At 59.7% G+C, this 22,052-nt stretch carries 20 protein-coding genes, 4 tRNA genes and 1 riboswitch; of the genes, 19 read left to right on the top strand and 5 right to left on the bottom strand.

Annotated features, from left to right (window positions below):
• The first annotated feature begins 39 nt into the window (after positions 1–39).
• From VNV36_RS08540 to astE, 7 genes are all read left to right on the top strand, one after another.
• Positions 40–1,260 carry an aspartate aminotransferase family protein gene (locus tag VNV36_RS08540; RefSeq protein ID WP_325717379.1) on the top strand — a complete coding sequence of 407 codons (1,221 nt, stop codon included), beginning with the start codon at positions 40–42 and terminating at the stop codon, positions 1,258–1,260.
• A 203-nt stretch (positions 1,261–1,463) separates the two neighbouring features.
• Positions 1,464–2,483 carry an arginine/ornithine succinyltransferase subunit alpha gene (aruF, locus tag VNV36_RS08535; RefSeq protein WP_223491061.1) on the top strand — a complete coding sequence of 340 codons (1,020 nt, stop codon included), beginning with the start codon at positions 1,464–1,466 and terminating at the stop codon, positions 2,481–2,483.
• A 51-nt stretch (positions 2,484–2,534) separates the two neighbouring features.
• Positions 2,535–3,560 carry an arginine N-succinyltransferase subunit beta gene (gene aruG, locus VNV36_RS08530; RefSeq protein WP_325717378.1) on the top strand — a complete coding sequence of 342 codons (1,026 nt, stop codon included), beginning with the start codon at positions 2,535–2,537 and terminating at the stop codon, positions 3,558–3,560.
• Positions 3,557–5,026, top strand: a complete 1,470-nt coding sequence (astD, locus tag VNV36_RS08525; RefSeq protein WP_325717707.1) for a succinylglutamate-semialdehyde dehydrogenase — start codon at positions 3,557–3,559, stop codon at positions 5,024–5,026. Before aruG ends, astD begins: the two co-directional genes overlap by 4 nt.
• Before the next feature lie 139 nt (positions 5,027–5,165).
• Positions 5,166–6,512, top strand: a complete 1,347-nt coding sequence (astB, locus tag VNV36_RS08520; RefSeq protein ID WP_325717377.1) for an N-succinylarginine dihydrolase — start codon at positions 5,166–5,168, stop codon at positions 6,510–6,512.
• Positions 6,513–6,569: 57 nt separating this feature from the next.
• Positions 6,570–6,860 (top strand): hypothetical protein, encoded by a 291-nt coding sequence (locus VNV36_RS08515; RefSeq protein ID WP_016773591.1) that lies wholly within the window; start codon positions 6,570–6,572, stop codon positions 6,858–6,860.
• A gap of 12 nt (positions 6,861–6,872) precedes the next feature.
• Positions 6,873–7,880 (top strand): succinylglutamate desuccinylase, encoded by a 1,008-nt coding sequence (gene astE / locus VNV36_RS08510; RefSeq protein ID WP_325717376.1) that lies wholly within the window; start codon positions 6,873–6,875, stop codon positions 7,878–7,880.
• A 36-nt stretch (positions 7,881–7,916) separates the two neighbouring features.
• Here the strand turns inward: astE and VNV36_RS08505 are convergent, their stop codons facing one another.
• Positions 7,917–8,426 (bottom strand): 6,7-dimethyl-8-ribityllumazine synthase, encoded by a 510-nt coding sequence (locus tag VNV36_RS08505; protein ID WP_325717375.1) that lies wholly within the window; start codon positions 8,424–8,426, stop codon positions 7,917–7,919.
• A 102-nt stretch (positions 8,427–8,528) separates the two neighbouring features.
• Positions 8,529–8,701, bottom strand: a riboswitch (FMN riboswitch).
• A 268-nt stretch (positions 8,702–8,969) separates the two neighbouring features.
• Here VNV36_RS08505 and ltaE point away from each other — a divergent pair.
• The 7 genes from ltaE to VNV36_RS08470 all read left to right on the top strand — a co-directional run bounded on the left by ltaE (position 8,970) and on the right by VNV36_RS08470 (position 14,999).
• Positions 8,970–9,974: a low-specificity L-threonine aldolase gene (gene ltaE, locus VNV36_RS08500; protein WP_325717374.1), complete on the top strand. Its 1,005-nt coding sequence runs from the start codon at positions 8,970–8,972 to the stop codon at positions 9,972–9,974.
• A gap of 146 nt (positions 9,975–10,120) precedes the next feature.
• Entirely contained in the window at positions 10,121–12,736 is a 2,616-nt protein-coding gene (alaS, locus tag VNV36_RS08495; protein WP_325717373.1) for an alanine--tRNA ligase, read from the top strand.
• Positions 12,737–12,826: 90 nt separating this feature from the next.
• Positions 12,827–14,068: an aspartate kinase gene (locus VNV36_RS08490; protein WP_325717372.1), complete on the top strand. Its 1,242-nt coding sequence runs from the start codon at positions 12,827–12,829 to the stop codon at positions 14,066–14,068.
• A gap of 188 nt (positions 14,069–14,256) precedes the next feature.
• Positions 14,257–14,445, top strand: a complete 189-nt coding sequence (gene csrA / locus VNV36_RS08485; protein ID WP_002554426.1) for a carbon storage regulator CsrA — start codon at positions 14,257–14,259, stop codon at positions 14,443–14,445.
• Between the two features lie 62 nt (positions 14,446–14,507).
• Positions 14,508–14,598, top strand: a tRNA-Ser gene (locus VNV36_RS08480).
• A 108-nt stretch (positions 14,599–14,706) separates the two neighbouring features.
• Positions 14,707–14,783: transfer RNA gene (locus tag VNV36_RS08475), tRNA-Arg, on the top strand.
• 139 nt (positions 14,784–14,922) lie between these two features.
• Positions 14,923–14,999, top strand: a tRNA-Arg gene (locus tag VNV36_RS08470).
• Positions 15,000–15,018: 19 nt separating this feature from the next.
• Here VNV36_RS08470 and VNV36_RS08465 read toward each other — a convergent pair.
• Positions 15,019–15,531 (bottom strand): cell envelope protein SmpA, encoded by a 513-nt coding sequence (locus VNV36_RS08465; protein ID WP_325717371.1) that lies wholly within the window; start codon positions 15,529–15,531, stop codon positions 15,019–15,021.
• Between the two features lie 321 nt (positions 15,532–15,852).
• On the opposite strand from VNV36_RS08465, the gene mgtE reads away from it, so the two are divergent.
• The gene (mgtE, locus tag VNV36_RS08460) at positions 15,853–17,295 is read left to right on the top strand and encodes a magnesium transporter (protein WP_090285386.1); all 1,443 of its coding nucleotides are present in this window, start codon (positions 15,853–15,855) and stop codon (positions 17,293–17,295) included.
• A 114-nt stretch (positions 17,296–17,409) separates the two neighbouring features.
• On the opposite strand, the gene VNV36_RS08455 is transcribed toward mgtE, so the two are convergent.
• The gene (locus VNV36_RS08455) at positions 17,410–17,736 is read right to left on the bottom strand and encodes an Arc family DNA-binding protein (RefSeq protein WP_003178899.1); all 327 of its coding nucleotides are present in this window, start codon (positions 17,734–17,736) and stop codon (positions 17,410–17,412) included.
• Positions 17,737–18,123: 387 nt separating this feature from the next.
• Between VNV36_RS08455 and phnN the strand changes: the two genes are divergently transcribed.
• On the top strand, positions 18,124–18,693 hold the full coding sequence (gene phnN, locus VNV36_RS08450) for a phosphonate metabolism protein/1,5-bisphosphokinase (PRPP-forming) PhnN (RefSeq protein ID WP_325717370.1): 570 nt from the start codon (positions 18,124–18,126) through the stop codon (positions 18,691–18,693).
• Here the strand turns inward: phnN and VNV36_RS08445 are convergent.
• Both VNV36_RS08445 and VNV36_RS08440 read right to left on the bottom strand, forming a co-directional pair.
• Complete coding sequence (locus VNV36_RS08445; protein ID WP_016773599.1) at positions 18,668–18,847, bottom strand: PA3371 family protein; 180 nt, start codon at positions 18,845–18,847, stop codon at positions 18,668–18,670. The genes phnN and VNV36_RS08445 overlap by 26 nt on opposite strands.
• Positions 18,848–18,867: 20 nt before the next feature.
• Complete coding sequence (locus VNV36_RS08440; RefSeq protein WP_325717369.1) at positions 18,868–19,101, bottom strand: hypothetical protein; 234 nt, start codon at positions 19,099–19,101, stop codon at positions 18,868–18,870.
• Positions 19,102–19,399: 298 nt separating this feature from the next.
• Here VNV36_RS08440 and VNV36_RS08435 point away from each other — a divergent pair.
• The 3 genes from VNV36_RS08435 to VNV36_RS08425 all read left to right on the top strand — a co-directional run bounded on the left by VNV36_RS08435 (position 19,400) and on the right by VNV36_RS08425 (position 22,043).
• Positions 19,400–19,476, top strand: a tRNA-Arg gene (locus VNV36_RS08435).
• A 273-nt stretch (positions 19,477–19,749) separates the two neighbouring features.
• Positions 19,750–21,354 carry a response regulator gene (locus VNV36_RS08430; RefSeq protein WP_325717368.1) on the top strand — a complete coding sequence of 535 codons (1,605 nt, stop codon included), beginning with the start codon at positions 19,750–19,752 and terminating at the stop codon, positions 21,352–21,354.
• Positions 21,351–22,043, top strand: coding sequence for a sensor histidine kinase (locus VNV36_RS08425; RefSeq protein ID WP_325717367.1), 693 nt, complete (start codon positions 21,351–21,353; stop codon positions 22,041–22,043). Before VNV36_RS08430 ends, VNV36_RS08425 begins: the two co-directional genes overlap by 4 nt.
• The last annotated feature ends 9 nt before the right edge of the window (positions 22,044–22,052 follow it).

Genomic DNA, 22,052 nt, shown 5'->3' with positions numbered 1-22,052 from the left:
CGCCAGTTCCAGGCGGGTGTTCGTCTTCAGGAGACTCCGATGTCCGTTGAGCACGCTGCGGTACAACGCGCCGATTTCGACCAGGTAATGGTTCCCAACTACGCGCCTGCCGCTTTCATTCCGGTGCGTGGCGCCGGTTCCCGGGTCTGGGATCAGGCCGGCCGCGAGCTGATCGACTTTGCTGGCGGCATCGCCGTCAACGTATTGGGCCACGCGCATCCGGCGCTGGTCGGTGCCTTGACCGAACAGGCGAACAAGCTGTGGCATGTGTCCAACGTGTTCACCAACGAACCGGCGCTGCGCCTGGCGCATAAGCTGATCGACGCCACGTTCGCCGAGCGGGTGTTCTTTTGCAACTCCGGCGCCGAAGCCAACGAGGCCGCGTTCAAGCTGGCCCGTCGCGTCGCGTTCGACCGCTTTGGCGGCGAGAAGTACGAAATCATCGCCGCGCTGAACAGCTTTCACGGTCGTACCCTGTTCACCGTCAACGTCGGTGGCCAGTCGAAATACTCCGACGGTTTCGGCCCGAAAATCACCGGTATCACCCACGTTCCCTACAACGATCTGGCTGCGCTGAAAGCCGCGGTTTCCGAGAAGACCTGCGCGGTCGTGCTCGAGCCGATCCAGGGCGAGGGCGGCGTGTTGCCGGCCGAGCTTGAGTACCTGCAAGGTGCCCGCGAACTGTGCGACGCGAACAACGCGCTGCTGGTGTTCGACGAAGTGCAGACCGGCATGGGCCGCAGCGGCAAGCTGTTCGCCTACCAGCATTACGGCGTGACCCCGGACATCCTCACCAGCGCCAAGAGCCTGGGCGGTGGTTTCCCGATCGCGGCGATGCTGACCACCGAAGCGCTGGCCAAACATCTGGTCGTCGGCACCCACGGCACCACGTACGGTGGCAACCCGTTGGCCTGCGCCGTGGCCGAAGCGGTCATCGACGTGATCAACACCCCTGAAGTGCTGAACGGCGTAAATGCCAAGCACGACAAGTTCAAGACCCGCCTGCAGCAGATTGGCGAGAAATACGGCCTGTTCACCCAGGTGCGTGGCTTGGGTCTGCTGATCGGCTGCGTGCTGAGCGAGGCCTGGAAAGGCAAGGCCAAGGACATCTTCAATGCCGCCGAACAGGAAGGCCTGATGATCCTCCAGGCGGGCCCCGACGTGATCCGTTTCGCTCCGAGCCTGGTGGTGGAAGATGCCGATATCGATGCCGGCCTGGACCGCTTCGAACGTGCCGCTGCGAAGTTGACGCAAGCCTGATGGACCCTTCGGCGCCTGAATATTTCAGGCGTCGATCAAATTTTTGATACCGGGCTGGTTTCCAATGTGGGAGCGAGCCTGCTCGCGAAGAGGCCGTGTCAGTCGCCAACTATTCTGACTGATACGCCGCTTTCGCGAGCAGGCTCGCTCCCACAGTGTCCGGTTTTTTTTCTGTGATTTTTATAAGAGAAAGGAGTGACACCATGCTGGTGATGCGCCCCGCGCAAATGGCTGATCTGGGCGAGGTACAGCGTCTGGCTGCGGACAGCCCGATTGGTGTCACTTCCTTGCCGGATGACGTGGAACGTCTGAGCGACAAGATCGCTGCCAGCGAAGCCTCGTTCGCCGCCGAAGTAAGCTTCAACGGTGAGGAAAGCTATTTCTTCGTCCTGGAAGACACCACCACCGGCAAGCTGGTGGGATGCTCGGCCATTGTTGCTTCGGCCGGGTATTCGGAGCCGTTCTACAGCTTTCGTAACGAGACCTTCGTCCACGCTTCCCGCGAGCTGAAGATCCACAACAAGATTCACGTGCTCTCGCAGTGCCACGACCTCACCGGCAACAGCTTGCTGACCAGTTTCTACGTGCAGCGCGAGCTGGTCGGCTCGCCATGGGCCGAGCTCAATTCCCGTGGCCGTCTGCTGTTCGTCGCCAGTCACCCGGAACGCTTCGCCGATTCGGTGGTGACCGAGATCGTCGGCTACAGCGACGAGAATGGCGACTCGCCGTTCTGGGATGCCATCGGGCGCAACTTCTTCGACCTCAACTACGCCGAAGCCGAGCGCCTGTGCGGGCTGAAAAGCCGCACGTTCCTCGCCGAGCTGATGCCGCATTACCCGATCTACGTGCCGCTGCTGCCGGACTCCGCACAAGAAGCGATGGGCCAGGTGCACCCGCGGGCGCAGATCACCTTCGACATCCTGATGCGCGAAGGCTTCGAGACCGATCACTACATCGATATCTTCGACGGTGGCCCGACTCTGCACGCGCGCGTTTCCGGGATCCGCTCGATCGCGCAGAGCCGCGTGGTGCCGGTGAAGATCGGCGAGCCGGTCAAAGGCGCCGGGCGTCAATATCTGGTGGCCAACGCGCAGTTGCAGGATTACCGCGCGGTGTTGCTGGAGCTGGATTACGCGCCGGGCAAACCGGTGACTCTGGATCTGGAAGCGGCCGAAGCCCTGGGCGTCGGTGAAGGTGCCAGCGTGCGCCTGGTGGCGGTTTAACGCCTTAGCGAGTTTCACGGGTGGCGAGAGCGGCCCGTTTGAGGAGATAGCATGATTGTTCGTCCCGTACGCAGCAGCGATTTATCCGCGCTGATCGACCTGGCCCGCAGCACCGGCACCGGTCTGACCACCTTGCCGGCCAATGAAGAGCGCCTGACCCACCGGGTCGGCTGGGCCGAGAAGACCTTTCGCGGCGAGGCCGGGCGAGGCGACGCGGACTACCTGTTCGTGCTCGAAGACGATGACGGCCGCGTGGTGGGGATTTCCGCCATCGCCGGCGCAGTCGGTCTGCGTGAGCCGTGGTACAACTTCCGCGTCGGCCTGACTGTCAGTGCTTCGCAGGAACTGAACATCTACCGCGAGATCCCGACGCTGTTTCTGGCCAACGACCTGACCGGCAATTCCGAGCTGTGCTCGCTGTTCCTGCATGCCGATTACCGCAACGGTCTCAACGGTCGCATGCTGTCCAAGGCGCGCATGCTGTTCATCGCCGAGTTCCCGGAGCTGTTCGGCAACAAGATCATCGCCGAGATGCGTGGTGTGTCCGATGACGCCGGGCGCTCGCCGTTCTGGGAAAGCCTCGGCCGGCACTTCTTCAAGATGGAATTCAGCCAGGCCGACTACCTGACCGGCGTTGGCAACAAGGCGTTCATCGCCGAACTGATGCCGAAATTTCCGCTGTACACCTGCTTCCTGTCTCCGGACGCACGCAATGTCATCGGCCAGGTGCACCCGGACACCGAGCCGGCGCTGGCGATGCTCAAGAGCGAAGGATTCAGCTATCAGGGTTACGTCGACATCTTCGACGCCGGCCCGGCCATCGAATGCGAAACCGCCAGGATCCGCGCAGTACGTGACAGCGAAGCGCTGGTGCTGGCCGTGGGCACGCCGGGCGATGACGCCACGCCGTTCATCATCCACAACCGCAAGCGCGAGGATTGCCGCATCACTGCTGCGCCGGCGCGTCTGGCCGCCGGCACGCTGGTGGTCGATCCGCAAACCGCCAAACGTCTTCAACTCAGCGCCGGCGATCAGGTTCGCGCCGTGGCGTTGTCCGCAGCACGGGAGTCGAAATAATGAATTCGCTATACATCGCAGGTGAGTGGCTGGCCGGTCAGGGCGAAGCGTTTCAATCGCTGAACCCGGTGACTCAGCAAGTGCTGTGGTCGGGCGAGGGCGCCACGACCGCGCAGGTCGAGTCGGCGGTGCAGGCTGCGCGTCAGGCTTTTCCGGGCTGGGCGCGGCGCACCCTGGAAGAGCGCATCAGCGTGCTCGAAGCCTTCGCCGCTGCGTTGAAAAATCACGCTGACGAACTGGCGCGCACCATCGGCGAGGAAACCGGCAAACCGCTGTGGGAAGCTGCGACCGAAGTCACCAGCATGGTCAACAAGATTGCGATCTCGGTGCAGAGCTACCGCGAGCGTACCGGTGAGAAGAGCGGCCCGCTGGGCGACGCCACCGCCGTATTGCGCCACAAGCCGCATGGCGTGGTGGCGGTATTCGGCCCATACAACTTCCCCGGCCACCTGCCCAACGGCCACATCGTGCCGGCGCTGCTGGCGGGTAACAGCGTACTGTTCAAGCCTAGCGAGCTGACCCCGAAAGTCGCTGAGCTGACGGTCAAGTGCTGGATCGAAGCCGGTCTGCCGGCAGGCGTGTTGAACCTGCTGCAAGGCGCGCGGGAAACCGGTATCGCTCTGGCGGCGAACCCGGGCATCGACGGTCTGTTCTTCACCGGTTCCAGCCGCACCGGCAACCATCTGCATCAGCAATTTGCCGGGCGTCCGGACAAGATCCTTGCTCTGGAAATGGGCGGCAACAACCCGCTGGTGGTCGATCAGGTCGCCGATCTGGACGCTGCGGTGTACACGATCATTCAGTCGGCATTTATTTCCGCCGGCCAGCGTTGCACCTGCGCCCGGCGTCTGCTGGTGCCGCAAGGCGCGTGGGGCGACAGCCTGCTCAAGCGTCTGGTGGAAGTCAGTTCGACCATTGAGGTCGGCGCGTTCGACCAGCAACCGGCACCGTTCATGGGTTCGGTGATTTCCCTTGGCGCGGCGAAAGCGCTGATGGATGCGCAGGAACAACTGCTGGCCAACGGCGCAGTGTCGCTGCTGGCAATGACTCAGCCGCAGGCGCAGTCGGCCTTGCTGACGCCGGGCATCGTTGATGTAACGGCAGTCGCTGAGCGTCCGGACGAAGAACTGTTCGGGCCGTTGCTGCAAGTGATCCGCTACGCCGATTTCGCCGCGGCGATCAACGAAGCCAATAACACCGCCTATGGGCTGGCGGCCGGTTTGCTGTCCGATTCCGAAGCGCGTTATCAGCAGTTCTGGCTGGAAAGCCGTGCCGGCATCGTCAACTGGAACAAACAACTGACCGGTGCCGCGAGCAGCGCGCCGTTCGGCGGCGTCGGCGCCTCGGGCAACCACCGCGCCAGCGCCTATTACGCGGCGGATTATTGCGCGTACCCGGTGGCGTCGCTGGAAACGCCGAGCCTGGTGTTGCCAGCCTCGCTGACACCCGGCGTGAAAATGGCGTGATGTCCATTCGCGAGCAGGCTCGCTCCCACAGGGAAACGCATTCCACTGTGGGAGCGAGCCTGCTCGCGAAGGCCGCGCCGCGGTCTGACTGAATTGTTACCTGAAGCCTATAACAACAGATTCTCGTGGAGCCTCGCTGATGAAATCCTATGAAGTCAATTTTGACGGTCTAGTGGGGCCGACCCATAACTACGGTGGTCTGTCCTACGGCAACGTCGCCTCGCAGAGCAATAGTCAGCAATCCTCGAATCCGAAGGAAGCGGCGCTGCAAGGTCTGGCAAAAATGAAAGCGCTGATGGACATGGGCTTTCAGCAAGGCGTGCTGGCGCCGCAGGAGCGTCCCGACGTGGCCGCGCTGCGTCGTCTGGGCTTCAGCGGCACCGACGCGCAAGTGATCGAGCGCGCTGCGAAAGACGCGATGCCGCTGCTGGTCGCCAGTTGCTCGGCGTCGAGCATGTGGGTGGCCAACGCCGCCACGGTCAGCCCGAGCGCTGACACCGCTGACGGCCGCGTGCACTTCACCGCCGCCAACCTCAACTGCAAGTACCACCGCAGCATCGAGCACCCGACCACCAGCCGCGTGCTCGGCGCGATGTTCGCCAATCAGCAGCATTTCGCCCACCACGCCGCATTGCCGGCGGTGGCGCAATTCGGCGACGAAGGCGCGGCCAACCACACGCGCTTCTGCCGTGAGTACGGCGAAGCGGGTGTCGAGTTTTTCGTGTTCGGTCGCAGTGCGTTCGACAACCGTTTCCCGGCGCCGCAGAAATACCCGGCGCGCCAGACCCTCGAAGCCTCGCAAGCCGTCGCACGTCTGCATGGGCTGCGCGACGACGGCGTGGTCTATGCGCAGCAGAACCCCAACGTCATCGATCAGGGCGTGTTCCACAATGACGTGATTGCCGTGGGCAATGGTGAAGTGCTGTTCTATCACGAGGACGCGTTCCTCGAGACCGACCAGCTGCTCGCCGAACTGCAAGGCAAACTCGCCAAAGTCGGTGGCAACTTCCAGTCGGTGTGTGTACCGCGTTCGGCGGTCAGCGTCGATGACGCTGTGCGTTCCTACCTGTTCAACAGCCAGTTGCTGTCGCGCCCTGATGGCTCGATGCTGCTGATCGTGCCGCAGGAATGCCAGGCCAACGAGCGCGTCTGGGCTTACCTGCAAAGCCTGACCAGTTCCGGCGGTCTGATCCGCGAAGTGAAAGTCTTCGACCTCAAGCAAAGCATGCAGAACGGCGGTGGCCCGGCGTGCCTTCGTCTGCGCGTGGCCTTGAATGAAACCGAACTGGCGGCCGTCAACCCAGGGGTTATCATGACGGCCCCGTTGTACGGTTCGTTGACTGCATGGGTTGAAAAGCACTACCGCGACCGTTTGAGCGAAACCGACCTGACGGACCCGCAGTTGCTGCTTGAATGCCGGACGGCACTGGATGAACTGACGCAAATCCTTAAACTGGGCGCGGTTTATCCCTTCCAGATCAATTGATCGCCGGCGTGCCGTCTGAACGCGGCGCGCGGCGTGTCACCCCAAGAGAGTAAAAACATGAGCGATTCCCTGCAGCTGATCCTTGAAGACACCGACGGCACGCAATTGCAAACCTCGTGCACCCGCGTCGCGGTCATGTGGCAAGGCAAAGAGCTGTGGATCCAGCAGGACGGCCGTGGCCAGCTGCTGATCGGCGTCGATGTCGAGGAAGGTGACGAAGAGTACGCCAACCTGCTGCTGCGCCCATTGGCGACTAATCTGGTAAGTCTGCAACTGGAAATGGAACCGGCTGACCTCGGCGCTGACGAGGATCACGTACACGGCCCGGATTGCAACCACGACCACTAAGGAAACCGCTCTATGCTCGCCCTCGGCAAACTGCTTGAACTGACCCTCGCCGGCCGCGAACCGGCGCAGAAGACTCAACTGACTGTCGAAGGCGTGCGCATGCGCTGGTTGAGCGAAGGGGCGCTGGAAGTACGGCCCCCGGAAGCGCGCGACAATGGCCTGGACCTGCTGCTCTCGGCTGGTATCCACGGCAATGAAACCGCACCGATCGAGTTGCTCGATCGGCTGCTGCACGACATCGCACGCGGCGATCTGAAGCCGCGCGCGCGCATTCTGTTTCTGTTCGGCAACCCGGAAGCGATTCGCAAGGGCGAGCGTTTCATCGAGCAGGACGTCAATCGGCTGTTCAATGGCCGGCACGAACAAAGCAGCGGCTCGGAAGCGCTGCGTGCCTGCGAGCTTGAACGTCTGGCGGCGAGCTTCTTCAGCAAACCCGAGCGTCAGCGTCTGCACTACGACCTGCACACGGCGATTCGCGGCTCGAAGATCGAGCAGTTCGCCTTGTACCCGTGGAAGGAAGGGCGCCAGCATTCCCGTCGCGAACTGGCGCGGCTGCGCGCCGCCGGCATGGAGGCGGTGCTGTTGCAGAACAAGCCGTCGATCGTGTTCAGCTCCTACACCTACGACAAGCTCGACGCCGAGGCTTTCACCCTCGAACTGGGCAAGGCGCGGCCGTTCGGGCAGAACGACGGCGTCAACGTTTCACTGCTGGAAACCCGCCTGAAGCAGATCATCGAAGGCACTGAGCCGGAGACAGAAGCAGGGCTGGATGGCTTGCAACTGTTCAGCGTGGCGCGCGAAATCATCAAGCACAGCGACGCGTTCCGCCTGAATCTGCCGGCGGACATCGAGAATTTTTCCGAGCTGGAACCGGGTTATGTGCTGGCTGAGGATCTGGCCAATACCCGCTGGGTGATCGAAGAGCAGGGCGCACGGATCATCTTTCCCAATCCCAAGGTCAAGAACGGTTTGCGCGCAGGCATCCTGATCGTCCCGACCACCGACGAAAACCTCGCCTGATTTCACTCGTCAGCTCCTACAGGTTTTTGCCGTGCCTTAAACCGCTACCGCCCGCGGCTCGGTACGGCGCAGTGTGCGAATTTTCTGCAGCGTATCCGCGCAAGTCCGCGCCGCTTCCTGACCCTTGTGCACAAAGTGCTCGAAGAAGAATTTCTGATGCTCTTCGCCTGAATGGAAATGATGCGGGGTCAGCGACACCGAGAACACCGGCACTTCGGTTTCCAGCTGCACCTGCATCAGGCCACTGACCACTGACTGGGCGACGAACTCATGACGGTAGATCCCGCCATCAACGACCAGGGCGGCGGCGACGATGCCGGCGTAACGACCGGACTTGGCCAGTAGCTTGGCGTGCAGCGGCATTTCAAAGGCGCCGCCGACTTCGAAGAAATCGATATCCGATTCCTGATAGCCCTGCACCAGCATTTCGGCGACGAAGCCTTTGCGGCTCTGGTCGACGATTTCCTTGTGCCAGCAGGCCTGGATGAACGCGACGCGCTCGCCCTGTGGGTGTTTGTTTTTGCTGTCGATAGCGGTGGGTTGCATGTTCTGACTCCTGTTTGTGTGAAAAACAGGGCGTTATGAATCGAAAGGGATTCAAGGGTACGCGCGCATGCACGAAGCCTGCGGACGGCCCTTTGGTGTCAATCCCGTTCTCTCTTCATCCGGACTGTGACCGTCGGCCCCGGGATCACACCGGGTCTGCTGACCTTGCCGGCGCACGCCGACCTCAGTCGTGTGCATCGCCAAGCGCTCGCGGGCTATGCGCGTTGCGCGCAATTACCGCCGGTGGGGAATTGCACCCCGCCCTGAGAACGTATTCGCCGCCCATAAGTGGGTGGCGGCAAGTTTGTAACACATATTTTCCAGTCCTGCACAGAACCTGTGGGAGAACCTGTGGGAGCGAGCCTGCTCGCGAAAGCGGTGTAACGCTCAGCCTCTGCGCTGAATCTGAAATTGCTTTCGCGAGCAGGCTCACTCGTGCATGGATTGTGCCTTTTGCGCGTTCAAGGGTTGATTAATCGGTGCGATGGCCGCAGTAATTCACCTTCACAAAGGGATTTCCCCTGCTGACCAGAGGCCAGGTTCATGAGCGTTATCGATCTTCGCAGCGACACCGTTACCCAACCGACTCCCGCCATGCTCGAGGCAATGACCGCAGCGGACACCGGTGACGACGTTTACGGCGAAGATCCGACGGTCAATCGCCTTGAGGCCGAGCTGGCCGGACGTCTGGGTTTTGCCGCCGCGCTGTTCGTGCCGACCGGGACCATGAGCAACCTGCTCGGCCTGATGGCGCACTGCGAGCGCGGCGACGAATACATCGTCGGACAGCAGGCGCACACCTACAAGTACGAAGGTGGCGGGGCGGCAGTGCTCGGTTCGATCCAGCCGCAGCCGCTGGACGTGCAGGCCGATGGTTCGCTGGATCTGGATCAGGTCGCCGCGGCCATCAAGCCTGACGATTTCCATTTCGCTCGCACACGACTGCTGGCCCTGGAAAACACCATGCAGGGCAAGGTGTTGCCGCTGGATTATCTGGCGCGCGCCCGACGCTTCACCGAGGATCATGGTCTGCAACTGCACCTCGACGGCGCGCGCCTGTACAACGCGGCGGTCAAGCTGGGGGTCGACGCGCGGGAGATCACCCGGTATTTCGATTCGGTGTCGGTTTGCCTGTCCAAAGGCCTCGGCGCGCCGGTCGGCTCGGTGCTGTGCGGCTCTGAGCAACTGATCGACAAAGCACGGCGTCTGCGCAAAATGGTCGGCGGCGGTATGCGTCAGGCCGGGTTGCTCGCGGCGGCGGGGTTGTACGCGCTGGATAACAACGTGGAGCGGCTGGCCGACGATCACGCCAATGCGCAACTGCTGGCCGAAGGTCTGCGTGAGGCCGGTTTCGTCGTCGAACCCGTGCAAACCAATATGGTTTATGTGCAAATGGGCGACAAAGCCGAAGCGCTCAAGGCCTATGCCGGCGAACGCGGGATCCGGCTCAGCGCCGCTGCACGTTTGCGCATGGTCACGCACATGGACGTCAGCCGCGCGCAAATCGAGCAAGTGATCGCGACATTCGTCGAGTTTTTGCGCAAGTGACAGCGTTAGCCGTCCAATTGACCGTTTCTATCGTATAAACACGCTGTACCCCGCGCGCAGGGCCGATATAATGCGGCCCTTTGCCGTCGCTTCGTCTATCGACGTTTCGAACAGGCCTTTGGCCGCAGCCTCCGTGGAAGAACCTAATGAAAAGCGCAGAAATCCGTGAAGCCTTCCTTCGCTTCTTCGAAGAGCAAGGCCACACCCGTGTAGCCTCCAGCTCTTTGATTCCGGGCAACGACCCAACCCTGCTGTTCACCAACGCGGGGATGAACCAGTTCAAGGACTGCTTCCTGGGCCAGGAAAAACGTGCGTACACCCGTGCCACCAGCAGCCAGAAATGCGTGCGCGCCGGCGGCAAGAACAGTGACCTGGAAAACGTCGGTTACACCGCGCGTCACCACACGTTCTTCGAAATGCTCGGTAACTTCAGCTTCGGCGACTACTTCAAGCAGGACGCGATCACCTTCGCCTGGACCTTCCTCACCGGTGTGCTGAAGTTGCCGAAGGAAAAACTCTGGGTCACTGTCTACGCCACCGACGACGAAGCGTATGACATCTGGACACAAAAAATCGGTGTGCCGGCCGAGCGCATGATTCGCATCGGCGACAACAAGGGCGCGCCTTACGCTTCCGACAACTTCTGGACCATGGGCGATACCGGCCCTTGCGGCCCGTGCACCGAGATTTTCTACGATCACGGCGAGCACATCTGGGGTGGCCCGCCGGGTTCGCCGGAAGAAGATGGCGACCGTTACATCGAGATCTGGAACAACGTGTTCATGCAGTTCAACCGCACCGCCGATGGCGTGTTGCATCCGTTGCCGGCGCCGTCGGTGGACACCGGCATGGGCCTGGAGCGGATCAGTGCGGTGATGCAGCACGTCAATTCCAACTACGACATCGACCTGTTCAAGAACCTGCTGAAGGCTTCGGCCGAAGCGATCGGCTGCGAAAACGGCGATCAATCGTCGCTTAAGGTCGTATCCGACCACATTCGCTCCTGCGGTTTCCTGATCGCTGACGGCGTGCTGCCGTCCAACGAAGGTCGCGGTTACGTGCTGCGCCGGATCATTCGTCGCGCCTGCCGTCACGGCAACAAGCTCGGCGCCACCGGCAGCTTCTTCTACAAGATCGTTGCGGCACTGGTTGCCGAAATGGGCGAAGCCTTCCCGGAACTGAAAACGCAGCAAAGCAACATCGAGCGCGTGCTCAAGGCCGAAGAAGAACAGTTCTCCAAGACCCTGGAGCACGGCCTGAAAATCCTCGAGCAGGATCTGGCCGAGCTCAAAGGCACCGTGGTACCGGGCGACGTGGTGTTCAAACTCTACGACACCTACGGTTTCCCGATGGACCTGACCGCCGACATCGCCCGCGAGCGCGGCCTGACTGTCGACGAAGCCGGTTTTGAGCGCGAGATGGAAGTCCAGCGTGTTCGCGCACGGTCGGCCAGCTCTTTCGGTCTGGACTACAACACTTTGGTCAAAGTTGATGTGGCCACCGAGTTCACCGGTTACGCCGCCACCAGCGGTTCGGCAAAAATCGTCGCTATCTATAAGGACGGCCAATCGGTCGACGTGCTGAGCGAAGGCCAGGAAGGCGTGATCGTGCTCAACCAGACGCCGTTCTACGCGGAGTCCGGTGGCCAGATCGGCGACTGCGGTTTCATTCAGGCCGGCAACAGCCGTTTCGATGTGCGCGACACCACCAAGACCGGCGGCGCTTTCCTGCACCACGGCGTGCTGGCGTCGGGCAGCCTGACCATTGGCGCGCCGGTTGAGACACACGTCGATGCCCAAGTGCGCCACGCCACGGCGCTCAACCACTCGGCCACCCACTTGCTCCACGCCGCTTTGCGTAAAGTGCTGGGCGAGCATGTTCAGCAGAAAGGTTCGTTGGTCGACAGCCAGCGTCTGCGTTTCGACTTCAGCCACTTCGAAGCGATCAAGCCGGAACAGATCAAGCAACTGGAAGACATCGTCAACGCCGAGATCCGCAAGAACTCCGCCGTTGAAACCGAAGAAACCGACATCGAAACCGCGAAGAACAAGGGCGCCATGGCGCTGTTCGGCGAGAAGTACGGCGACAGCGTGCGCGTGCTGAGCATGGGCGACTTCTCTGTCGAACTGTGCGGCGGTATCCACGCCAACCGTACCGGCGACATCGGCCTGTTGAAAATCATCAGTGAAGGGGGTGTGGCATCGGGCGTACGTCGTATCGAGGCCATCACCGGTGCGGCGGCCCTGGCGTATCTGAACGCTGCGGAAGAACAACTCAAGGAAGCGGCCAGCCTGGTCAAGGGCAGCCGCGACAACCTGATCGACAAGCTCTCGGCCGTGCTGGAGCGCAACCGTCTGCTGGAGAAACAGCTCGAGCAGTTGCAAGCCAAGGCGGCCAGTGCTGCGGGCGACGATCTGTCCGCCTCGGCGGTGGACGTCAAGGATGTGAAGGTGCTGGCCGCCCGTCTGGACGGTCAGGATGGCAGGGCGCTGCTGGCGCTGGTCGATCAGCTGAAAAACAAACTCGGTCGCGCAGTGATCCTGCTCGGCGGTGTCCATGAGGAAAAGGTCGTACTGGTTGCAGGCGTAACCAAGGACCTGACTGGCCAACTCAAAGCCGGTGATTTGATGAAGCAGGCTGCTGCGGCAGTGGGCGGGAAGGGCGGTGGTCGTCCGGACATGGCGCAGGGCGGCGGTGTCGATGCCGGCGCGCTGGATGGCGCACTGGCGCTGACCGTTCCATTCGTCGAGCAGGGTTTATAAGACGGCTCGTCAGGCCCGCAGTCCAGTGGCGGGCCTGACGACTGTTCGAATGATTATTGGGCGCCCTTCATGGGCAGAGGCGGCTTTGAAATGGCTTTGATCGTACAGAAATTTGGAGGCACCTCGGTCGGCAGTGTCGAGAGAATCGAGCAGGTCGCCGACAAGGTTAAGAAATTCCGCGATGCCGGCGATGACCTGGTGGTTGTGCTGTCTGCAATGAGCGGCGAAACCAACCGTCTGATCGATCTGGCCAAGCAAATCAGTGGCGACGCTCAACCGGTTCCGCGCGAGCTGGACGTGATCGTTTCCACCGGTGAGCAGGTGACCATTGCCCTGTTGGCCATGGCACTGATCAAGCGCGGTGTGCCAGCGGTGTCGTACACCGGCAATCAGGTGCGGATCCTGACTGACAGTGCGCACAATAAAGCGCGTATCTTGCAGATTGATGACCAGAAGATTCGCGGTGATCTGAAGGCCGGTCGCGTAGTGGTTGTCGCCGGTTTCCAGGGCGTCGACGAGCACGGCAATATCACCACCCTCGGTCGTGGCGGTTCCGATACCACGGGCGTGGCCCTGGCGGCGGCGCTGAAGGCGGACGAATGCCAGATCTACACCGACGTCGATGGGGTCTATACCACCGACCCGCGTGTGGTGCCGGTCGCTCAGCGTCTGGACAAGATCACCTTCGAAGAGATGCTGGAAATGGCCAGCCTCGGTTCCAAGGTGCTGCAGATCCGTGCGGTGGAGTTCGCCGGCAAGTACAACGTTCCGCTGCGCGTACTGCACAGCTTCAAGGAGGGTCCGGGCACCCTCATTACTATTGATGAAGAGGAAACCATGGAACAGCCGATCATTTCCGGCATCGCTTTCAACCGCGATGAAGCCAAGCTGACCATCCGTGGCGTGCCAGACACCCCGGGCGTGGCGTTCAAGATTCTCGGTCCGATCAGTGCCGCGAACATCGAAGTCGACATGATCGTGCAGAACGTCGCGCACGATAACACCACCGACTTCACCTTCACTGTGCACCGCAATGACTACCAGGCCGCACAGACCGTGCTGGAAAACACCGCTCGCGAGATCGGTGCCCGTGAAGTGGTCGGTGACACCAAAATTGCCAAGGTCTCGATCGTCGGCGTCGGCATGCGTTCCCACGCAGGTGTCGCCAGCCGGATGTTCGAATCCCTGGCCAAGGAAAGCATCAACATCCAGATGATCTCGACTTCGGAAATCAAGGTTTCCGTGGTGATCGAAGAGAAGTATCTGGAACTGGCCGTGCGCGCGCTGCACACGGCTTTCGAACTGGATGCTCCGGCCCGTCAGGGCGAGTAATTCCAATTCTGTGGAGGGCGCGGTCTGACCGCGCCCTTTATTTTTGAATGGCGCGGGCCCCTGAACTGTTCTTTTGCTCGCGCTGGTCAATACTCAGGCATGTAGGGCTACGATCGCTGCGGTTGTAGGTCGGGTGCCTTTTTTTTGCAGACTGTTGTCCCTGAAATGAATGGCGTAAGGAGAAAGGTATGCTGATTCTGACCCGTCGGTGCGCAGAAAGCCTGATTATCGGTGATGGCGAAATCACCGTGACCGTGCTCGGCGTTAAAGGAAACCAGGTGCGTATCGGCGTCAACGCCCCGAAAGAGGTTGCGGTGCACCGTGAAGAAATTTACCTGCGTATAAAGAAAGAGAAGGACGAAGAACCAAGCCATTAATTTTTATCGATTTTTATGTTTGCAAACGGGGAAGAAGCTGGTTAATATACGCCCCGTGTTGCGGAGAGCTGGCCGAGTGGCCGAAGGCGCTCCCCTGCTAAGGGAGTACACCTCAAAAGGGTGTCGGGGGTTCGAATCCCCCGTTCTCCGCCATTATTTATTTAGTGCGACGTGATCTGGCTTCTTCCGTAAGTTGTTGAAATTACTGGAAAAAAGCGCTTTACAAAAAGATTCGGCGACCTATAATGCGCGGCAACAAATGCACTCGTAGCTCAGCTGGATAGAGTACTCGGCTACGAACCGAGCGGTCACAGGTTCGAATCCTGTCGAGTGCACCATTTAAGCGTTGTTTGTAGTGATACGAATAACAGTCTTAAGTTAGAAAGAGCCTGGCTTCAACAGGTCTTCGGAAGCTCCACTCACTTCCAGAAGTAAAATGCGATGCCCAGAGGTGATCTGGTTTAAAAAGCGCCATCTGCACTCGTAGCTCAGCTGGATAGAGTACTCGGCTACGAACCGAGCGGTCACAGGTTCGAATCCTGTCGAGTGCACCATATACCAAAAAGCCCGCGTTTAACGCGGGCTTTTTGCTGTCCGGGATTTGGCTTTTCCCTTCACGCAGCCTCTTTCATCAAAATCAATTTGAGCACTGCGGCCTCGTTTGAGGTCGTAACGATAGCTCGTGGTCGACGTGCGGGTGTTGATCTTGTCCGGCTTGCCCAGGGCGCTTTCGACGTCCCGCTGACTCATGCCGGCAATCACTCGGCGGTTGATGATCGCTTCGCGCCGCTGTCTGTTGTCGATCAGGTTTCCACATTTATGTTCAGTGCTGCCGATGATTCCCGGTTCGCGTCCGCTGTCTTTCATGCCGGTCACAGCTTCGTGATTGAACTCCGGCATGATTGCGACCCAGCCGGGTGAATACGGGTGGACCTCCTGAATTGAGAGTTGCTCGCCAGTTGCGCAGCTCATCGACGTAAACGTGACGCTGCCGTCAGCAGCCTGGCAGCGATGAAGTGTGGTGGCGTGGGCAGGCGTGATGTGGAGCAGAGCGGTCAGTAGAATAAGCACTGGTTTTGCTGGCATTCGATGTCCTCCTTGACGATCTACGCTCAAGGGTAGTCGCTGCTTTTTGCATTGCCGGTGTGTTTTCTTTTCAAGATGAGTCGTCGCATTTGCACGGATCAGGAAGGCGCTCAGGTGTGTTTCGCAAGCGCTTGTTTCAGCCGTGATTTTTTCAACGTTTTAAACCGTCAGGCGTGTATCATTGCGCCCGTCAGCCCCGCCGGGGCTTATGGAAAACCTCCATGGACTTACCCAGTAGTTGTTTAGTACCCCGTTTCACCAATCATGAATTGACTGATTGATACTTCCGGCGTGCCCCGCTGCTGGGAGTGGAGTTCGCCTATGTCCGAAATCGAAGTAAAGAAAACACAGGAAAGCCTGCAGGATCGTCTGGCTCAGGTCGTTGAGCTGCTGCAGCGCCAACGTGTCGTTGAAGACCTGACTCATCGCCAGGAAGGTCCGCATCATGACCGGGTAGAAAACCTGGTTCACCGGCAAAACCTCGTCGAGCTGCAGCGCAAGCTCGATGATTTGCACTCCGCCGACGTCGCCTACATTCTCGAAGCCTTGCCGCTGGACGATCGTCTGACGCTCTGGCAATTGGTAAAGGCTGATCGCGACGGCGATATTCTTCTCGAAGTATCCGATTCCGTCCGTGAGACGCTGATCGCCGACATGGACGATCACGAGCTCCTGGCTGCGGCCAAGGACATGGACGCCGACGAACTCGCTGACCTGGCTTCCGAGCTGCCGCGGGACGTTGTCCATGAGCTGATGGAGAGTCTGGACAACCAGCAGCGCGAACGTGTGCGCTCGGCCCTGTCCTACGATGAGGACCAGGTCGGTGCGCTGATGGACTTCGAGATGGTGACGATCCGTGAGGACGTCAGTCTCGAAGTGGTTCTGCGTTACCTGCGTCGTCTCAAAGAGCTTCCCGGTCATACCGACAAGCTGTTCGTGGTCGACTACGACGGCGTGCTCAAGGGTGTGCTGCCGATCAAACGGCTGCTGGTCAACGACCCGGAAAAACAGGTTGCCGAAGTCATGGCCAGCGATCCGGTGAGCTTCCATCCGGACGAAGATGCCTACGACGCGGCTCAGGCGTTCGAGCGTTATGACTTGATCTCGGCCCCGGTGGTCGACAAGAACGGCAAGTTGATCGGTCGTTTGACTATTGACGAAATGGTCGACCTGATCCGTGAGGAAAGCGAAAGCGAAGTCCTCAATATGGCCGGTCTGCGCGAAGAAGAAGACATTTTCGCTTCGGTGTGGAAATCCCTGCGTAACCGTTGGGCGTGGCTGGCGGTGAACCTGATCACCGCATTTGTGGCATCGCGGGTGATTGGCCTGTTCGAGGGCTCGATTGAAAAACTGGTGGCGCTGGCGGCGTTGATGCCGATCGTCGCGGGTATCGGTGGCAACTCGGGCAACCAGACTATCACCATGATTGTCCGCGCCATGGCGCTGGATCAGGTCAGCACTGGCAACACGTCGCGCCTGATGCGCAAAGAGCTGGCGGTTGGTTTGATCAATGGTCTGGTCTGGGGCGGGGTGATCGGTGTGGTCGCTTATTTACTGTACGGCAGCTGGTCGTTGGGCGTCGTCATGACGGCGGCGATGACGCTCAATCTGTTGCTTGCGGCGTTGATGGGCGTATTGATCCCGATGACGTTGGCCAAGATGGGTCGAGATCCGGCCATGGGCGCCAGCGTGATGATCACTGCGATGACCGATAGCGGTGGCTTCTTCATCTTCCTTGGGTTGGCGACAATCTTCCTGCTCTGATCTGCTGCAATGAACAGCCCGTCAAATTGACGGGCTTTTTCATGTCTGTAAAAACGCAAAATCAGCGCAAAAAAAAGCCAGCAATCATGCTGGCTTTAATATGTTCGGTGTTGCTCAGGACGCGTCTGCGGCCATCTCGGCGTCGTGAGCAATCAGCGACACCAAGGCATTTTGTTGACGGTGCGACAGCTGACGGAAGCGTTGCAACAGCTCGCGCTCGTGCAGCGACAGCTCCGGGCTGTCCAGGCGCATGCTCAGCTCTTCGCCCAGTGCGCCTTCCTGAATAAGACTCTGCTCAAGGCGCGCAATGATCTCGGAGTTCATGCTGCGATGATGATTGCGAGCCACCTCGGCAATGCGTTCACGCATTCCGTCTGGCAGACGTACGACAAACTTGTCAGCCGTACGGCTGGAATAAATTGCCTGTTTCAATGGGCGCATATATTTAACCGGTTAGTTCAGGGGAGCGGTTCTCGGGATTGGCCGCAGGATGTGTGGTAGGACAAGCATCCGGACCAATTGGTTCAACCTGAATTGTTAAGAGGCCGGCATCATGCCTCAAAATTGCCAGATCATTGGCGCCAATTCTGTGACAAATATTGAGCCGGGTAAAGGCGTAATGCCAGCACCAGTTGTCAGAAATGCGGACTGGTTGGAAAACTTTCCCTCCATCCGTATCACCGACCGCTTTCGCATGTACATCCGTTGATGCCCGAAGACCTCAGAACGTGCATGCTATGCGGCCCGCTATCTTGATCCCTATGTCTACAGGATAGTGGCAATTTGCCGATTTACTAGAGGCAGGACCCGTCGGAGGGCGTTTACAGGATGGATGGCAAGCTTTTTTACCTGATGGGGCCGTCCGGTTCAGGCAAAGACAGCCTGATTGAAGCATCGCGTGAGCCGTTAAGTGCGCTGAATTGCGAAGTTATGCGCCGGGTAATCACCCGATCGGCAGAGTCCATCGGTGAAGATGCCATCGGCGTCACGCCCCAGGAGTTCGAGCGACAGCTTCAGGCCGGCGCGTTTTCCTTGGCCTGGCAGGCCAACGGTCTCTCGTATGGCATCCCCAATGAAATGGATGAATGGTTGCAGGGCGGCCGGCATGTGCTGGTCAACGGCTCTCGAGCAAACCTGCGTCAGGCAGTGGAGAAGTATCCGCACCTGATCCCCATCCTGTTGACCGTCAACGATGCAGTGCTGCGTCAGCGCCTGCTCAGGCGGGGCCGGGAAACCCCTGAGCAGATCGACTCAAGGCTGGCGCGCAACGCGTTGTTCAAAGACAGGCGATCAAGCGACAACCCGGTTCATCAAATAGATAATTCCGGCGACCTGGCTAACGCCGTCACCGCATTGCTCGAATTGATTCGGATCAACGCAGAACCGGGTCGAACTTGATCTTGCGACCTGCGATAAGCGCCAGTACGAACAGCACCGCAAACACGCCACAGCCAACCAGAGGCAAGGTGACTTCAGTCTCCTCGAACAGCGCCAGATGGGTAACGCCACTCAGTAAAGCGAGGATCAGAAATCCCGTCGCTGATTTGGACATGTTGTACTCCTGAAGATATTTCAAAAAACCAGACGTTCGGTGGTTTGCGCCGAGGCTTGCTCAGGCTCGCTGACCGTTTGCGTAGCGGCCTGGTTGCGATCACTCAAAACCGCCCACTGCGGCGCTTTTTGCACTTGCAAATAGTGCGGCATGCGTTGCGTCACGGACTGCTCGACCTCAGCCTTGGGAAAAAAATGCGATCCGAGCAAAAAAGCCAAAGCCGCTGCGTTTGCAAGCAAGAGGGTGCTGTTCATGGCACAACGCTCCAAATTGTTCTTTTTGATAGAACAGACAAAGCAGCCGCCGTGCCAACAGTGTAACGGTTGATAAGTCCTTTAAAAACAAGGGTTTGATAGGGTTTTTCGGGCGCCGGTGATTGCAATCTGCAATGACCGCATTTTCGCGCAGTGCAATTTGCCCGGTAAAAGTTCCCGCAATATTTCAGGCCGCTTGCCTACACTTAAAAAGCCTTACGGACGACATGACAAACCAGGGGCCGGCCGTTAACATGCACGCCGTCCGTCGCGCCGCGCAAAACCGGCGCAAATTCGTGTCTCAGTAGCTCAATTGGATAGAGCATCCCCCTCCTAAGGGGAAGGTTGCAGGTTCGAACCCCGCCTGGGACACCACCTCTTCAAACTCGAAAAGCCCCGTCGCATTTGTTTGTGCGACGGGGCTTTTTGCATGGCATGAATGGGGCAGCCATGATCCGGTCAATTCAACAGCGCTCGCGAAATGCCTTAACGAAGAATCTTCAAACCCCACCCTCAGGCGTCGGCACTTTTGGCCGATAACCCGAACGGTGAGTTCAGACTCGCGTGAAATCGCTTGATGGCACGTAGCCACCCGTTATCATCTGCGCGCCTGAATTCGCGTCTTTTTCAATTGCCTGGAAATCTTCGATGTCGTCGTATCACCAAAAGAGCTTTCTGATCGTCGATGATTTTTCGGATTTCCGCAGTTCCGTGCGTTCAATGCTGCGCGAGCTCGGGGTAAAGGATGTCGATACCGCCGACACCGGCGAGCAGGCGCTGAAGATGTGCTCGCAGAAGTCCTACGATTTCATCCTCCAGGATTTTCACCTTGGCGACGGCAAGAAGAACGGTCAGCAAGTGCTCGAAGACTTGATGTCGGAAAAGCTCATCAGCCACGAAGCCGTTTTCGTCATGGTCACCGCCGAGACCAGTCAGGCGATGGTACTCAGTGCGCTGGAGCACGAGCCGGATGCGTACCTGACCAAGCCGTTCAACCGTTCCGGGCTGGCCCAGCGCCTCGAGCGTCTGGAGCAACGCAAAACGCTGCTCAAGCCGATTCTGCAAGCCCTTGATCGCGGTAAACCGGTCGAGGTGCTCAACGCCTGCATCGCCCTGTGCAAACAGGACATCCGCTATTCACCACTGTGTCTGCGTTACCGCGCCGATGCGCTGCGCGACATGAACCAGAACGAAGCGCTGGAGCGACTCTACGATGGCATTATTGCCGACCGGCCGTTGCCGTGGGCATTCGCCGGATTGGGCAAGTTGCTGTTCAAGCGCGGGCAGGTCTCGCAGGCCAAAGAGGTCTATGAAAAAGCCCTGAAAGTCTTCCCGATGATGCCGGCGCTGTACGACGGCATGGCTGATGTGCTGGTGGCCGAAGGCGACAGCAAAGGCGCGCAGCGGGTGCTCGAAGAAGCGATTCGCCTGTCGCCGCTGGCGGTGCGCCGTCAGGCGCTGCTCGGCAAACTGGCGATGGCCAACGAAGATTTCGAAACCGCCTCACGTGCTTATCGCCAAGCGGTAGCGCAGGGCGCGCAGTCGCGTTTCAAGGACCCGGAAAGCAATCTCGGCCTGGCGCACGCGCTGATCAGCAAGGGCAGCGATCGCGGGCTCGACACGCGCACGAGGCTGGAGATCAATACCACCCTCAGCGCCGTGGCCAAAGAGAACCCGAGCGATCCGGGCCTGCAGATTCGCGCGCGGCTGATGAAGGCCACCAGCCTGTTGCTCAACGACGCCGAAACCGCTGACAAGCTCACCGAGCAGGCGCTGATGCGCCTCGATGGCATGGAGCAATTCATGAGCCCCGAGGCGGCGTTGCTGGTGGCCAAGCAGTTGCAGATGCTCGGTCAGGCCGAGGCGGGCACTTCGATGCTCAAGAGCTGCGCGGAGATCTACGGTGATGACCCTGCGGTGATGAAAGACATCGCCAAGCTCACCGACGATCCGACGATTCTCAGTTCGAGTAACGCTGCGGCCGATCTCAACCGCCAGGGCGTTCGCGTGTACAAGACCGGCAATCTGGTCGAGGCCCGCGAAGTGTTCCGCAAGGCGCTCAAGCTGCAACCGAAAAACATCAGTATCGCGCTGAACCTGGCCCAGTCGCTGCTGCACGGCACCGACGCCAGTGTGCCGTCGGCGGAGCTGGAAGAATGTCGGGCCTGCCTGAAACTGGTTGGCCTGATGCCCGACACCGACGCGCGGTTTGCGCGTTATCAGAAGCTGAAAAGCAAGGCGTTTGGCGAATGAACTCAATAGATCCGGCGCTGGATTTTTCCACGGTGATTGCCTCCACCGTTCACGACATGAAGAACTCCCTGGCCATGCTGATGCAGGCGCACAGCCAATGGCTGGCACGTCTGCCGAAAGAGCTGCGCGATGGCTCGGAGCAGGGCGTGATCGATTTCGAATTCGCCCACCTCAACGGCATGCTCGTGCAGTTGCTGGGGCTGTACAAACTTGGCGTGAATCAGTTGCCGCTGCAGCCGGCGTATCACGAACTCGACGATTTCATCGAGGCGCAACTGGCCGCGCATCAGGAAGTGTTTGCCAGTCGCGGCATCATCGCCACTTATGAAGTCGACCCGTTGAGCCCGCTGGGTTTCTTCGATCGCGAGCTGATCGCCTCGGTGCTCGGCAACTGCATCAACAATGCGATCCGTTACGCCCGCGAGTCGCTGCTGATTACCGTCAGCGACGAGGCCGGGCAGCTGGTGTTGTGTATCAACGATGATGGCGACGGCTATCCGGCGGATATGCTCGAACGTCAGGCCGATTACGTGCAAGGCATCAATCACAGCAGCGGCAGCACCGGCCTGGGACTGTATTTCGCCAATCGCATTGCCGCACTGCATCAGCGCAACGGCGTAGAAGGGCGCACCGAAATCAGCAATGGCGGCCCGTTGGGCGGTGGGGTGTTCAGCCTCTACCTGCCCTGAGTTCTCGTG

The organism is Pseudomonas sp. (assembly GCF_035554175.1).
Classification (GTDB): Bacteria; Pseudomonadota; Gammaproteobacteria; order Pseudomonadales; family Pseudomonadaceae; genus Aquipseudomonas.
Note: the sequence above shows the minus strand (reverse complement) of the source record. Positions and strands in the feature narration are given on the sequence as shown.